Below are 13,914 nucleotides of genomic sequence, written 5' to 3' on the forward strand. Positions count from 1 at the left end.
CGCGTTGCCGTGAGTTGAGCCGCCAAGCCCCGTCTGATCTTCTGGCGGGGCGTGCAGGCCGGCGGCCCGTGACCCGGGCGCGCGTTCTCCAAACCTCAAGCGTGGGCGACGGTGTTAGCACCGGCAGCACCAGCCACCGCCGCTCGCGCATTACGCCTGCGCTCCTCGCGCACGAGACGCAGCACGCGCTCGCCGAATACCTCCGGACATCCCTCGAAGAACCGCTCCACCGCCTTGGTCTCGATCAACTGGCGGCGCAAGGCCTCGCGTTCGTCGTGCCGGGTCACCATTCGCACCGCCGCTTCGACATAATCCTCGACTGTCTGCGCCGTGGTCCATGCCGGCATGCCAGCGCGTGCGAACAGCGCGCCGTCGATACGCTCGAACACCTCCGGACCGGTCTTGCACACCCCCGGCAGGCCAAGCGTGAACGCGTCGACGATCCCGTTGGTGTTGCCGAACGGGAAGGGGCTCAGGAACAGATCCGAATCGTCGACGCGCGCCAGGTAGTCGGCGTATTGGTGAAAGCCATGCGTGATGGCGCCGGGCACGGCCGCGCCGATGACGCGGCGCATGTGCTGGAGCGGCAAGCCGTAGCTATTGCCGGTCATGAAGTGGAATTGCACCGGAAGCCCCGCGCGCTCCTGAATCTGCCTGCAGGCATCGAGAAAGGCCGGATTGAGCTTCATCGGACTCGCGGTGATGACGATCTGGACAGTCTCGCGCCGCTGCGGCACGCGTGGAGCGATCTCGGGCAGCGCGAGCGATGCCCGGTACGGCTGGCCGTCCTTGGGCAGTCTTAGCAGGCGTTCGCTGAAACATGCCGCATCGCCGACGTAATCTTCTTCGACGCTGATGTAATCGATCTTGTCCGAGTGGGTGGTGGCCGGATGGCCCAGGGCTGCTATCTGCAGCGGCGCGATCCGCAGGTTCGACATGAACACCGTCAGGACGAACATACCGACGCTCGGCATATAGAGCACGTCCGGTTGCTCGGCCACGGCGAAATCGCGGATCGTTTTCAGGCATTCGCCGATGTAGTCCGGCTGCTCGAGTTCGATAAAGCGGTCGAAGACGGCGCGGCCCGCGTCGTCGATCGCGTAGCCGAAACCGAAGCCGACCACTTCGAAATGCTCGCGGGCGGCTTCGATGGTCCGCGAATGCGTGCGATAGATTGAATGCGCGCCGCCGAACCACTCGACCACCACCAGCATCAACGGTTTCTTGCCGCGCCGCGCGCCGTCGGTGAGGCGCGGCTGTACAGGCGGAGGCAGATCGGTCAGGCCAAGCTGGTCGAGCTTGCGGCGCACCAGCACGTTGATGTCGCGCTTCACCGCGTGACGCCGCGGCGTGTCGGCGTAGCTGCAGAACATATACGCGTTGTGCAGTACGGCCGAGGGCAGGTCGTCGAGATCGTCGATCTGCCGCAGCCTGCCGGGCAGCCATTCCAGCAGCGCCTCGCGTTTGCCGTGTGCATTGGCCGAGCCGTGAAAGAGCGGCGCCATCAGGACCAATGCGAGGCAGGCGGCCATGGTTTTGTCGTGCGCCCACAGGGCGGCAAAGTCGAGCTCAAGGTCCGACTCGCTCGAATAGAGCACGCACAGCTTTTCGACGAAACGGTCGCCGGGCATGAATTGCCGGTCGGTAGGACCGCGCGGATTCAGGTGGCGTACCACGTGATCCGCGTTGCCGAACGCCGTGGATGAAAACAGCACGCTGATCCACTCGTGCAGCGTCAGCATCAGCTGCAAGCATACTGCGTGAGGGCGATACTCCGGGTTGGCGAATAGCGTGGATGCTGCACTCGTCAGACGCGTGCAAAAGCGCTCATGCTGCTCGGCAGTTGATAATCCTTCCATGCCCGAAGCACGAAAGCTCTCATCCAGCTGGCCACGCTTCATTTGCAGGAGCGCCAGCGCCGCGACGAACTTGACCGAAGCCTGGTCGTGCGCCTGGCTATATACGAGTTGCTCGAATTCGTCGAGCAAAAATGAGTCTTCCATTCCTTCAATCTTCTATACAGACAACGGGATCTTCGTCGCGCGAGCAGCAATGAAGATCTGCAGGCGAAAGCGTGAACGCCATGGTTTCGATTCTTTAAAGATAGGCACGACTAACAATGTTGAAATGTTGCCGCTCAAGAATCGGATTATCGCAGTTGGCCTGTATCAAATAAGCCCGGCCTGGGACTTTGGGAATTTTCCTTGCACGCAGGCCGGGACCCCATCGTCATGTCTCAGAAGGCGTAGTAAGGACCGCTGCCGGCCGAGGTAAGGCGCGACTCGATGGCCGTGTAGATGCGCCGTCCGTAGAAGAATGGCAGGCCCCAGCCGAAGCTGTTGCTGGTGATGCCGGCAAGGTTGTCGAAGGCGTTGTTGGTGCTGTTGAACAGCGTCCTCGAATTGCCCACCGAATAGGCCACCGTCGAACTGGTGCCGTCCGTGCCCCGGATGCTCGCGCTGGCCGATACCGTCGCAGCCGGGCAATACCACAGGCCGCATTCAGGCAACCCCGCGTTGGCGATAAAGAGCGCGTTCGAGCCGCTGTCCAGGTAGCTTTGCGAGTACGTTTGCGCGCCGCTGACCGTGGTCACGTAGCCGCTCTGTGAATTCGCCCGCAGCACGGTGGCGCCGCCGAGCACGTTATTGGCCTGGGTGCCGATCCCGAAAATAAGCGATCCCGCCACCGACGGCGCGCCGCCCGCCGCCACCGCCGGCAGGTCGATCACGACGCCGTTGTTGTCGAGGGGGAACGCGCTCACGGGGTTGGTGACCTGCTGGGCGAGCGGCTGGGCACTCGCCTGACAGGCGCCGCTCGCGGTGCAGCTGTAGTACCAGCGCGGCGCCGCGGAACTGTTGCAGGTGCCGCCGCAATCCGCCGCGAACAGGCCAACGCCGAGAATGCCGTTGGCGCGCAATGTGGCCACTGTCTGCATGGCGAGGCCTGTGCCGGCGCAGTCCGACGGTACGGTGGGCACGACGGGATCGGCGATCAGCTGGATCGGCAGCGACGCGGCGAGCTGGCCGGCCATCCTGACATCCGCGCTGCGCACCGCTCCCCACGTGTAGCCGCCGCCGAACACCGCGCATTCGCCGGCGCTGCCGCTGCCCGATGGCAGGGCCGCCAGTTGCAGGCTGGCCGGCAGCGCCGAGGCGAGGATGCGCAAGCCCTGCGAGCCGGTGTCGACCTGAATGTTGTCGATGGTGGCGCAGTTGCTGGTGCCGGGCGCGCAGATCGTGACGCTGGTGGTGAGCATATTGCGGGTGAGTCCGGGCGCCGCGGTGACTGCGATCGGCTGCACATTCGGCGTGGTGGACTGCCCGACCGCCGCCGGAGCGCTGGCTGGGGTGGTCGGCGTTTTCGTGGAGCCAGACGCCGCCGCCGGCGCGGCGGCACCGCTGGCGGCGCTCCCGCCTCCGCCGCCGCAGGCGGCGAGTACGCTGCAAAGCACGCTGGAAAGGAAAAGAAAGAAGACGAGGTGGGTCCTCATGGCGGGCTCCTTCATGGCAGATCGTCAGGGGTGACGCCGGCAGGCAGCGCGCCCGGCAGCCACGTGCGGCCCACGTAGCTGCGCATCTGACCGCCCGATTCGACGATCACGTCGGGCTGGACCACGCGCGAGTCGTGCAGGTCATGGCTCGCCGCGAGCGCAGCGGCCGCCCCGGCCCGATAGGAGGCGTAGTAGGGGCCGAGCAGCGCCGGCAGGTCGGGCACGGTCGGGCCCTGCCAGGTGTAGGCGAAGATCTGACCGGTGTTCGATGCGTAGGCGTTGATCGTCGTGCCGCCCGCGTCCACGCTCGTGAGGCGCTCCACGGCGCCGTTGAGGATTGGCACCGGCGGGGTTCCCGCGATGCCGGCCAGAGTGCCGCCGAGCGCCGCGTGAGCGGTTGTCACGGGAAGTAATACGGAGATCGCCGCCGATAGCACGACGCCTCTGTAGAAAGGCATTAGGATGTTCCTCGACACTTGCATGGCGGCCCTCTCATTGTTTTTTAATATGACGAATTCAAGATATCACTGAGGTTTCCTGATCAATGTGGGTGGGGCCTGGCGGACTGGCTACAAATCTCAAAAGGAAGCGGGCGCGGAAGTCGGGAATGGTCCGTTAAAACAAGGAGATATTGCTTCTGACAGGACTCTCTGACGTTGCTGTCGGGAGTGTTGTGAATTGTTAAATTGCACCGACGGAGTGGGAGCTAAATCTGCCCCTCGTGTCAGATTTTGGCGCGCGCTCGGCGCGTTTTTCGAGGTGTTATCAACCGCTTCGGCGAGGGGTGGATGCAAGCCCTCAAAACCGTGTTTTCGGTGTCGTCCAGCAGGGGCCAAACCGGCTTTTTGCACAGGTCGGTCCGGGATCGGTAAAATAACGGGTTGATCCACGGAAACTTGCCGTGGCGTAGCGGAAGGATTCCCTGAACATGACTGATCTTCGTCTTACCAAGCGGTATGCAGTATTGCTGGTGGCAGGCGGGCTGGTTGCCGGCGTCGCCGGTTGCGGTACCTCGTCGCCGACCCAGATTGACTACAAGAGCGACTCCAAATCGAAGCAGGTGTCGCTGGCAGTGCCGCCGAACTTGATCGATGAGACGTCCGATCAGCGCTCGCTTCCGCCGCAGGGCGGTCAAACCTCGCTGTCCGCCCTCAACCAGGTGCAGGCACAGGCGCCGGTTACCAGCCTGGGCGTGCTGCCGCCGGTCAAAGGCATGCATATCCAGCGTGACGGCACCGAAAGCTGGCTCGTCATCGACAACAAGACGCCCGACCAGGCTTGGGCGCAAATCCGCCGTTTCTGGCAGGAACAGGGCTTCCTGCTGGTGGTCGACCAGCGCGACAAGGGCGTGATGGAAACCGACTGGAACGAGACCCACGCGCAGATCAACGACGGCCTGATCCGCGACACGCTGTCGAAGGCGATGGGCAACTCGTACGTGGCTTCCGAGCGTAACAAGTACCGCACCCGCCTCGAAACGGCGCCGAACGGCGGCACCTACGTGTTCATCAGCCAGAAGGGCATGCAGGAAGCCCTGAGCGGCGCGAACAACGAGTCGACCACGTGGCAGCCCAAGCCAAACGATCCCGGCCTCGAAACCGAATACCTGAAGCGCCTGATGGCGTCGCTGGCGCTGGCCGATGCGCGCGGCGCTTCGGGCGATACGCAAAGCACGGCTCTCTCGCCGGCCGGCACGCAGACGGCGCCGGGCGCGGCGACCGCCGGGTCGAGTTCCGCTATTGCGAAGACGGCTGCGCAAAACGTCGCGCTGGCAGCCCAGCAGCCCTTCCCGGACCAGAACCAGACGTCGAACACTTCGGCTCAGTTCACCTCCACCGAACTCACGCTGGGCGAGCCGTACGATCGCGCATGGGCGCGCGTGGGTCTTGCGCTCGACCGCAGCAACTTCACGGTCGATACCCGCGACCGTACCCGCGGGCTGTATTCGATCCGCTATGTCGATCCGAAGGACATGCGCTCGGAAGAGCAGGGCTTCTGGAGCCAGGTCATGCACGGCCATACCGAGAAGGTCGCCAAGACGTATCTGGTGAACGTGCGGGCCGTTACGCCGGATCAGACCCGTGTAGCCGTGGTTGACGACAAGGGCAATATCGACTCGTCGCAACCGGCCAAAGAGATCATGGCCCTCGTGGTCGATCAGTTGCACTGAGCCCTCGCTGCTTCGTCAAAAGCCCGCCTGGTATGGCTTCCAGGCGGGCTTTTTTATGCCCGTGGCCGGCGCCTTATGGCTGGCCCAGCAACGGATGTGCGCCTCGCATGGAGTTTGCTTGTCTGCCTGAACCAAGACCAAGGAGACCTGCCATGTTCGACGTGATTCCCTACTGGATGTGGGCAGCCAGCCTGCTCGTTCTCGCGCTGGTGTGCGGCGCGGCCCTCTCGGCGCATGAGTCGAGGCATGCGCCGACGCGAGTCCGGGGCGTGGCGGCACGCGCCAAATGGCGCGTGCGCTGAACGGCGCACCGCCCGGGCGGGCTTGTGTGCCGAGCGCGCGTAACGTGACGTTACGGCGTAACGCGCCGCAAAAGCCCGCCTCTTTTCCCGACGACGCGAAAAATAAATATAAAAATCAATGACCTGCGTTTTCGTGTCAAAGGTATTTCAGATTGGCACACAAGCTGCTTTATCTACCTCATGAGGCCTGACTGGCCGCACGCAAGCCGCTCACGCGGTGCTGGCGCGCGACGTCGGTTTGCCTCACTACAGCACGATTCAGCCCCGGGCTAACGACCCGGTGTTTTGCCCGATGATGGCCTGCGCGCGTCGCGCGCGGCCCTGGTGGCCCCGTCGCCTATCCTCGTAGGGCGACGGTTTCGCCCGCGCTTCCATGAAGCGCGGGCTATTTTTTTTGCGCTAGCGGTTTTAGGTGTCTGCGCTGCTGGGACGGCGCGGCTTCACCCACGGAATCCGTTTGACCACACCCGTGGCGAGCGCGGTACCGATCAGAATCACCACACATCCTTCGAGCATCCCCGGCGAGACGCTTTCGCCGAGAAACAGTGCGCCCCACAGGATGCCGAAGATCGGGATCACAAAGGTGACGGTGATGGTTTTTGCAGGACCGATGGCGGCGAGCAGATGAAAGTACAGCATGTACGCGACACCCGTGCAGGCAACGCCCAGTGCGATAACCGCTCCCCACGCGTTCAGCGAGATCGGCGCGGCCGGCCAGTAGATCACCGCCAGCGGCAGCAAAACCACGGTGGCGCCGGTCATCGTGCCGGTGGCGACGGTGAGCGCGTCGACGCCGCTCAGGTGCCGTTTGGCATAGTTGGCGGCAATGCCGTACAGCAGCGTCGCGCCGAGTGCGGCGGCCGCAGCGAGCGCGGTGGTCAATGGCGTCGCGCTGCCGCCGTGGGGCGAGGCAATCTGATCCCATACCAGCATCAACACGCCGAGGAAACCGACTACGAGGCCGAGGCTGCGCAACGCGCTCAAGCGGTCCTTTAACCAGAGGAAGGCCACGAGCGCGCCCCACAGCGGCGTGCTGGCGTTGATCACCGAGGTAACGCCCGCCGACAGCGTCAACTCCGCATACGCGAACAGGCAGAAAGGCGCCGCCGAATTGAGAATGCCGACTATCACCAGCGGCACGGCCCGGCTGCGCAGCGTGGCGAGCGACTCGCGCAGTGGACGTCGCACGATTAGCACGATCGCGAGAGACAGTGCGCCGATGCCGACCCGCAGGGCCATCAGCGGGGCGACCCCGAAGTCGGTCACGCCGACCCGGATGAAAAGGAACGACGCTCCCCATAGGGCGGCGAGGATGATGAGCTGGAGCAGATTTCTGGAGTTCATTTGAGGCGCGTCTCGCGCGGTTGAGTCGGGACGCGAAGTGATGGTACCCGCGTGAACGCGCGGATATTTCACGCTGGAATGAAACAGCAAGATCTTCTTGCCGACCGGCTTCTTCGACGGGGATAGGGTAGGCGGCGCGCTCGTTTGCGTAAAACGAGCAATTCTCACGGCTATGTGAGGAAAATTGACGGAAAGCCGAGGCAAAAAAAAACGGGCACGCCCTCAAGCGTGCCCGCCGTCATGCCTCCGGCTATGCGCTCGCTCAGTGCGGAATCATCCACTGCAGATAGTTTTGCTGCAGCCACACGATGATGCCAAGCACGATCGTGAGAATCAGCGAGTGCTTGAACGTCTTGGCGAACACCACACCTTCCTTGCCTTTGAGTTCGGTGGTGGCAACGCCGGTGGAGATGTTTTGCGGCGAGATCATCTTGCCCATCACACCGCCCGACGAGTTCGTCGCTGCCATCAGGATCGGGTTCAGGTTGAGCTGGTTGGCAGCCACCACCTGGAGATTACCGAACAGCGCATTGCCTGACGTGTCGCTGCCCGAGAGGAAGACGGCAACCCAACCGAGGAACGCCGACACCAGCGGGAAGAATGCCCCCACCGACGCGACGCCGAGACCGAGCGTGTAGGTGAGCCCGGAGTAGTTCATCAGATAGGCGAGCCCGACGATGGTCGCTACCGTCAGAATGGCGATGCGCGTCTGCACCCAGGTGTCGACGATGGCGCGGCCGAACTCGGCCAGCGAGAGCTTAACCAGCAACGCCGTGATGATCGCGGCAACCAGGATGGCCGTGCCGGTGGCGAGCGGCTGGAAGTCCCAGATGGCCCCATACGCCGTGTGATACAGCGTGATGTAGACCGCCTTGTCGAGACCGGGCCACGGCACCTTGACGTCGCCGATCGTGAAGACCTTGGCGATCGTCCAGACGATCACGACCACTGACACGATGATCCACGGATACCAGCCCTGCGCGCCGCTGATCTTGCTGTCGCGCACTTCGTTGATGCGATCGACGTTGATGGCGAACTTCGGATCCGGGGCAGGCTTCCAGAACTTCAGGAACGACACCGTCACGATCAGCGAAACCAGCGACGAGAGCACGTCGGTCAGGCTGTAGTTGACGTAGTTCGAGGAGATGAACTGGGTGACGGCGAAGCTGCCGCCGGCCACCAGCAGCACCGGCCAGATGCGCAGCATGTTACGAAAGCCCGCATACACGGCGATCACATAGAACGGCAGCAGGAACGCGAAGAACGGCAACTGGCGGCCGATCATCTGGGCGAGGCTGTTGGCCGGCAGGTGCGTGACCGCGGCGAGCACGGTGACCGGCACGCCGAGCGCGCCGAAGGCGACCGGCGCGGTATCGAAGATCAGCGTGAAGGTCAGGGCTTCGAGTGTCGGGAAGCCGAGCAGGATCAGCAGTGAGCTGGTGATCGCGACCGGTGTGCCGAAGCCGGAGATGCCTTCGAGCAGCGCGCCGAACGAGAAGCCGATCACGACGAGCACAATACGGCGGTCGTTCGGCAGATTGTCGATCATCCACATGCGGAACGCGGCAAAGCGTCCCGAGCGTTGCGCGATGTTGTAGAGCAGAATCGCCGCGACGACGATCCACATGATCGGCCAGAGCGCGAAGACCGCGCCGGCGACGACCGTATTGATGGCAAGCCCGACCGGAAATTGCCAGCCGAAGATCGCCACCAGCAGCCCGACGATCAGTCCGGCGAGCGACGCCTGCCATGCCGGGCGACGGGCCCAGCCAAGCAGCACGAGGACCACGAGGATAGGTAGTGCAGCGACGATGAACGACGGGAATAGCGAATTGCTAATCGGGGTCAACAGTTGGTGAAACATCACGTCTCCTTCGTTGTTGTTCGAGTCGACGCGACCCGCTGCATGTTATGTGACGCGTCGAATGTGGCAGAACGGATGACGGTATGGCTGCGTGTGGGACAGCACCGTGTTCTCTATTTAAACAGATAATGCATGCGGCAGCATCAGGATAGAGCGCGCGCTGGCGCAGTCAAGACGGGGAAACCAGCGGCGTATGGGCGGCAATGGGCCTAGATGGCGCGCAGGTGGCTGGCACCTGGCGCGGGCCTGACCTGGCGGTCAGATTGGGTCTGTCACAGGCCGTGGAAATAGGTGATGCTGGGTGTGTGTTCCGACGTGGCTCATCGGTTCATCGGCTCAGTGCCAATGGCCTCCGCCACCGCCATGCCAACCGCCGCCGTGCCAGCCACCGCCGTGCCAGCCACCACCCCAGCAACAGCCGCCGCCCCAGAAGCCGGCAAACCCGACTGATACCGATGGTCCCCAATACGGGTAACCATAACCGTAGCCATATCCGTAGTACGGATAGGCCGGGGCCGCATACGGATAAGCCGCATAGGGATAAGCGGAATAGGCCGGCCCGACATCCGGGGCCGGCGTATAGATCTGCTGGCTAGCCGCGGTCGCCGCCGGTGACGGCACTACATAGCTACCCGAAGCCGTTACCGACGGCGGTGGCGGCGCGGGGATCGGGTTGTGCTGGTTCAGCGCGCCAACGGGCTCGCCGTTCGCATTCACCGCCACGGACGTCTGCGAGGAACCCGTGGTTGGGTAGTAGCCGTTTGCGCCGTAGGGATAGTAGCCGTAGGGGTAGTAACAGCCCGCGAGGGCGAGCGCGGCAGCCGCGGCGCCAAGACGGGTGATAGCCGAAAGTGGACTCATGGCATGCTCCTGATGCAGCTCGATGCCGCGATGGTTAATGTTCGAGAGGTTGCAAACCGGCATCTTCCACTCAGAATACCCCTGAGCGATTCGGGTCAGGTTGCAAACAGGTTACCGCTTATTTCAGTGCCGTGCCGGATGTGTCCTGGGTAAGGGCTTGTCGGGATTGGCGCGCATTCGGGTCGCTTCAAACCGTGCCCGCAAAAGAAAAGAGCTCGCCAGCGGCGAGCCCTTGAGTTGCACGAGAAGCGAGGTGGCGCATCCTGCAGGTGCCACCCACCGGCCTCACTGCCGCTGATAAATCTCAGCGCCCTTTTTCATGAACTCGATCGACTTCACTTCCATGCCTTTCTTCAAGGCTTCGTCGTCGGTCACACCTTGCTGCGCGGCGAACTCGCGCACGTCCTGCGTGATCTTCATCGAGCAGAAGTGCGGGCCACACATCGAGCAGAAGTGCGCGACCTTGGCCGAGTCCTTCGGCAGCGTTTCGTCGTGGAATTCACGCGCCTTGTCCGGATCGAGACCGAGGTTGAACTGGTCTTCCCAACGGAATTCGAAGCGCGCTTTCGACAGCGCGTTGTCACGCACCTGCGCGCCCGGGTGACCCTTCGCCAGATCCGCCGCATGGGCCGCGAGCTTGTACGTGATGATGCCGGTCTTGACGTCGTCCTTGTTCGGCAGACCCAGGTGTTCCTTCGGCGTGACGTAGCAGAGCATCGCCGTGCCGAACCAGCCGATCATCGCAGCACCGATGCCTGACGTGATGTGGTCGTAGCCAGGGGCGATGTCGGTGGTCAACGGTCCCAGCGTATAGAACGGCGCTTCGTCACACCATTCCAGTTGCAGGTCCATGTTCTCCTTGATCAGCTGCATCGGCACGTGGCCCGGGCCTTCGATCATTGTCTGCACGTCGTGCTTCCACGCAATCTGCGTGAGCTCGCCGAGCGTCTTCAGTTCGCCGAGTTGCGCTTCGTCGTTGGCGTCGTAGATCGAGCCGGGACGCAGGCCGTCGCCGAGTGAGAAGGCCACGTCATAGGCCTTCATGATTTCGCAGATGTCTTCGAAGTGCTCGTACAGGAAGCTTTCCTTGTGATGCGCGAGGCACCACTTCGCCATGATCGAGCCGCCGCGCGAGACGATACCCGTCATGCGCTTCGCTGTGAGCGGCACGTATTGAAGACGCACGCCGGCGTGGATCGTGAAGTAATCGACGCCCTGTTCGGCCTGTTCGATCAGCGTGTCGCGGAAAATTTCCCACGTCAGGTCTTCGGCCTTGCCGTTGACCTTTTCCAGCGCCTGGTAGATCGGCACCGTGCCGATCGGCACCGGCGAATTGCGGATGATCCACTCGCGCGTTTCGTGGATGTGCTTGCCGGTGGAAAGATCCATCACCGTGTCGCCGCCCCAGCGGATCGCCCACGTCATCTTGTCGACTTCTTCGCCGATCGACGAGGTCACCGCCGAGTTGCCGATGTTCGCGTTGACCTTCACGAGGAAGTTACGGCCGATGATCATCGGCTCGCTTTCGGGGTGGTTGATGTTGTTCGGGATGATCGCGCGGCCGCGGGCCACTTCGTCGCGCACGAATTCCGGCGTGATTTCGGTGAGGCCGTTCGGACCGAAGGCGCTCGCGCCGAATGCCTGGCCGGGATGCTGACGGCCCATCATCGCAGCGAGCTTCTCGCCGTTCGGGCCGCTCGTCTTGAGCGACTCCAGATACGCCGCGCGCTGCTGGTTTTCGCGGATCGCGATGTACTCCATTTCCGGCGTGATGATGCCTTTGCGCGCGTAGTGCATCTGCGAAACGTTGGCGCCGGCTTTGGCGCGGCGCGGCGTGCGATGCAGGCCCTGGAAGCGCAGATCGGCGGTGGCCGTATCGGCGGCGCGTTCGCGGCTGAAGTCGCTCGACAGACCGCTTAGCGCTTCGGTGTCGCCGCGTTCTTCGATCCAGCGTTGACGCAAAGCCGGCAGACCCGCGCGGATATCGATCGTGGCATCCGGATCGGAGTAGGGGCCCGACGTGTCGTAGACGAAGACCGGGGGATTCTTCTCGCCGCCGAAGCTGTCCGGTGTATCCGACTGGCTGATTTCGCGCATCGGCACGCGGATATCGTCGCGTGAGCCAGTGACGTAGATCTTGCGGGAATTCGGCAGCGGGGCGACAGCGGCCGCATCGACGTGAGCGTCGGCGGAAAGGAACTTCGGATTGGCGTTCATGCATTTCTCCATGCAAAGCTCTATGTGGGGCCGCTAAGCAGGAGACGAAATGGAAGTTGTCGGAATTCGCCAGAGGATGAGGCGGTGCTGCGCTACGAATTCCGTACGCTTCCCTGCGCTGGCATTATCCAGATCAGGTTCAAAGGGTATTTCTCACCCACGCAACACGGACCTCCAACCTCCGTGCGACGCAGGACCCCCGCGTTAGCAGCGCACACGATACACCGCCGGCGCAGTGCTTGGCAACCGGTCTCGAAATCGGCGTGGCCCGAATGGTGGCCGGCTTACAGCCTGTCGTGCTTATCTCTATTGGGCTGCGCGGGGTGATGCGCCGCAGCATGAAAGGTGGCGTTGCCCGATCTTTATCGTCAGCCACGCCATGTCCTCCAGTCCCGCAATAAAATTTCAGAGGCGCTGTCATAACGGGCGACGCTCGCCGACTAACGTGCAGATTTCCAGATGGAGCCTGCCATGAATCCCCTTATGCGTTCCCACGCGTATCCGCTTATGCCTGTACGCGTGCGTTCACTCACGCGCCGCTTTGCCGACTCGCCGATGGTGCGTGCCATCGCGCTTTTTGCCGCGCTAGCCACGAGCGGTGCCGCTCAGGCCGCCGATGCGATGTGCAAGGCGCACAGCCCGGCCCACCGTGTCGCGCTGGTCGAGTTGTACAGCAGCGAGGGTTGCAATAGCTGCCCGCCGGCGGATCACTGGCTGGGTCAGTGGAAGGACAGCGGTGCCGCTCGAGGCGTCGTGCCGCTTGCCTTGCATGTCGACTACTGGAACAGCCTTGGCTGGAACGACCGCTTCTCCCAGCATCGTTTCACTGAACGGCAGCAGACGCTGACCGATCTCGCCGGCGGCCACACGATCTACACGCCGGAAATCTTCGTGTCAGGGCGTGAGTTGCGTAGCTGGTCCCGGTCCGAGAGCTTCGATGAGCGTGTTCACGAGGTGACCGCCGAGCCGGCGCAGGCAGACGTTGCGCTTGAACTCGCGCCGCCTGCTCAGGGCACGAACGGTTTCGGCGTCGACGCGCGCTTCACGTCCAAAGCCACGGTCCACGATCCATTGAACGCGTACGTCGCTGTCTATGAAAACGCGCTGACGTCGCAAGTGCGCGCCGGCGAAAACAATGGCGCGACGCTGCATCACGAACGCGTCGTGCGGCAATGGATCGGTCCGGTGCCGCTTGCGGGCGGCAGCGCGCAGATTCGCCGCGAGATCGCACTCGATGCCACCGATGCCGCCGACCAGCACGCGCAGCCGGACAGGTTCGGCGTCGTGGCCTTCGTCGAAAACGCATCCACCGGCGAGGTGTTGCAGGTGACGGAACTGGCCGCCTGTCAGTGAGGCCGCCGGCGATCGATTGAGGTCGACGCCTTCGCCATGAGTAACCCTCGATCTGAACCTCGCACCTGATTTTCGGAGACTTGAAACCTCGCATGCTCTAGCCGTCGCGGCGTCTGTTCGGCAGGCAGTCGCTCGCACGGATGCCCAGCCGCTTTCCGGATACAGAATTTACGATTCTTTCATGGACGCCCAACCGCGTTCCTGCATAATGCTGCGGTGCGTGCCGCGGTTGTCCGCCGTTGCCGTCCCCAAGTACTTCTGCCCGTTCTACCACCATGTCTTTGAGCCTTGCCTGCCAGGCCGCATCCACGAT

Annotated in this window: 10 protein-coding genes and 1 riboswitch; of the genes, 3 read left to right on the forward strand and 7 right to left on the reverse strand. The window is 63.1% G+C overall.

From position 1 onward, the window contains the following. Positions 1 to 95: 95 nt before the first annotated feature. From P3T17_RS01815 to P3T17_RS01825, 3 genes are all read right to left on the reverse strand, one after another. Complete coding sequence (locus P3T17_RS01815) at positions 96 to 2,003, reverse strand: glycosyl transferase family 1 (RefSeq protein ID WP_429404353.1); 1,908 nt, start codon at positions 2,001 to 2,003, stop codon at positions 96 to 98. A 233-nt stretch (positions 2,004 to 2,236) separates the two neighbouring features. Beyond that, a complete protein-coding gene (locus P3T17_RS01820) occupies positions 2,237 to 3,490 on the reverse strand; it encodes a DUF3443 domain-containing protein (protein ID WP_429404355.1) in 1,254 nt (417 codons plus the stop codon). A gap of 11 nt (positions 3,491 to 3,501) precedes the next feature. Beyond that, on the reverse strand, positions 3,502 to 3,948 hold the full coding sequence (locus tag P3T17_RS01825; protein WP_074264066.1) for a DUF2844 domain-containing protein: 447 nt from the start codon (positions 3,946 to 3,948) through the stop codon (positions 3,502 to 3,504). 470 nt (positions 3,949 to 4,418) lie between these two features. Here P3T17_RS01825 and bamC point away from each other — a divergent pair, with 470 nt between their 5' ends. Both bamC and P3T17_RS01835 read left to right on the forward strand, forming a co-directional pair. Continuing rightward, the gene (bamC, locus tag P3T17_RS01830) at positions 4,419 to 5,660 is read left to right on the forward strand and encodes an outer membrane protein assembly factor BamC (protein ID WP_074264067.1); all 1,242 of its coding nucleotides are present in this window, start codon (positions 4,419 to 4,421) and stop codon (positions 5,658 to 5,660) included. Positions 5,661 to 5,812: 152 nt separating this feature from the next. Then, the gene (locus P3T17_RS01835; protein WP_429404357.1) at positions 5,813 to 5,962 is read left to right on the forward strand and encodes a hypothetical protein; all 150 of its coding nucleotides are present in this window, start codon (positions 5,813 to 5,815) and stop codon (positions 5,960 to 5,962) included. A 408-nt stretch (positions 5,963 to 6,370) separates the two neighbouring features. Here P3T17_RS01835 and P3T17_RS01840 read toward each other — a convergent pair whose 3' ends face one another. From P3T17_RS01840 to thiC, 4 genes are all read right to left on the reverse strand, one after another. Further along, a complete protein-coding gene (locus P3T17_RS01840; protein WP_429404359.1) occupies positions 6,371 to 7,306 on the reverse strand; it encodes a DMT family transporter in 936 nt (311 codons plus the stop codon). Positions 7,307 to 7,568: 262 nt separating this feature from the next. Beyond that, the gene (locus P3T17_RS01845) at positions 7,569 to 9,170 is read right to left on the reverse strand and encodes an L-lactate permease (RefSeq protein ID WP_429404360.1); all 1,602 of its coding nucleotides are present in this window, start codon (positions 9,168 to 9,170) and stop codon (positions 7,569 to 7,571) included. A 336-nt stretch (positions 9,171 to 9,506) separates the two neighbouring features. Beyond that, entirely contained in the window at positions 9,507 to 10,031 is a 525-nt protein-coding gene (locus tag P3T17_RS01850; RefSeq protein WP_074265999.1) for a hypothetical protein, read from the reverse strand. Positions 10,032 to 10,316: 285 nt separating this feature from the next. Then, a complete protein-coding gene (gene thiC / locus P3T17_RS01855; RefSeq protein WP_074264069.1) occupies positions 10,317 to 12,248 on the reverse strand; it encodes a phosphomethylpyrimidine synthase ThiC in 1,932 nt (643 codons plus the stop codon). Between the two features lie 92 nt (positions 12,249 to 12,340). After that, a riboswitch (TPP riboswitch) is annotated at positions 12,341 to 12,459 on the reverse strand. Between the two features lie 296 nt (positions 12,460 to 12,755). Between thiC and P3T17_RS01860 the strand changes: the two genes are divergently transcribed. Further along, positions 12,756 to 13,601: a DUF1223 domain-containing protein gene (locus P3T17_RS01860; protein WP_429405475.1), complete on the forward strand. Its 846-nt coding sequence runs from the start codon at positions 12,756 to 12,758 to the stop codon at positions 13,599 to 13,601. Positions 13,602 to 13,914 lie beyond the last annotated feature (313 nt).

This window comes from Paraburkholderia sp. GAS82 (genome assembly GCF_050436285.1).
GTDB lineage: Bacteria > Pseudomonadota > Gammaproteobacteria > Burkholderiales > Burkholderiaceae > Paraburkholderia > Paraburkholderia phenazinium_B.

Excerpts from the sequence above, each read along its gene's own strand:
- P3T17_RS01815 (WP_429404353.1), bottom strand. The coding sequence starts at position 2,003 with ATGGAAGACTCATTTTTGCTCGACGAATTCGAGCAACTCGTATATAGC.
- P3T17_RS01820 (WP_429404355.1), bottom strand. The coding sequence starts at position 3,490 with ATGAGGACCCACCTCGTCTTCTTTCTTTTCCTTTCCAGCGTGCTTTGC.
- P3T17_RS01825 (WP_074264066.1), bottom strand. The coding sequence starts at position 3,948 with ATGCCTTTCTACAGAGGCGTCGTGCTATCGGCGGCGATCTCCGTATTA.
- bamC (WP_074264067.1), top strand. The coding sequence starts at position 4,419 with ATGACTGATCTTCGTCTTACCAAGCGGTATGCAGTATTGCTGGTGGCA.
- P3T17_RS01835 (WP_429404357.1), top strand. The coding sequence starts at position 5,813 with ATGTTCGACGTGATTCCCTACTGGATGTGGGCAGCCAGCCTGCTCGTT.
- P3T17_RS01840 (WP_429404359.1), bottom strand. The coding sequence starts at position 7,306 with ATGAACTCCAGAAATCTGCTCCAGCTCATCATCCTCGCCGCCCTATGG.
- P3T17_RS01845 (WP_429404360.1), bottom strand. The coding sequence starts at position 9,170 with ATGTTTCACCAACTGTTGACCCCGATTAGCAATTCGCTATTCCCGTCG.
- P3T17_RS01850 (WP_074265999.1), bottom strand. The coding sequence starts at position 10,031 with ATGAGTCCACTTTCGGCTATCACCCGTCTTGGCGCCGCGGCTGCCGCG.
- thiC (WP_074264069.1), bottom strand. The coding sequence starts at position 12,248 with ATGAACGCCAATCCGAAGTTCCTTTCCGCCGACGCTCACGTCGATGCG.
- P3T17_RS01860 (WP_429405475.1), top strand. The coding sequence starts at position 12,756 with ATGCCTGTACGCGTGCGTTCACTCACGCGCCGCTTTGCCGACTCGCCG.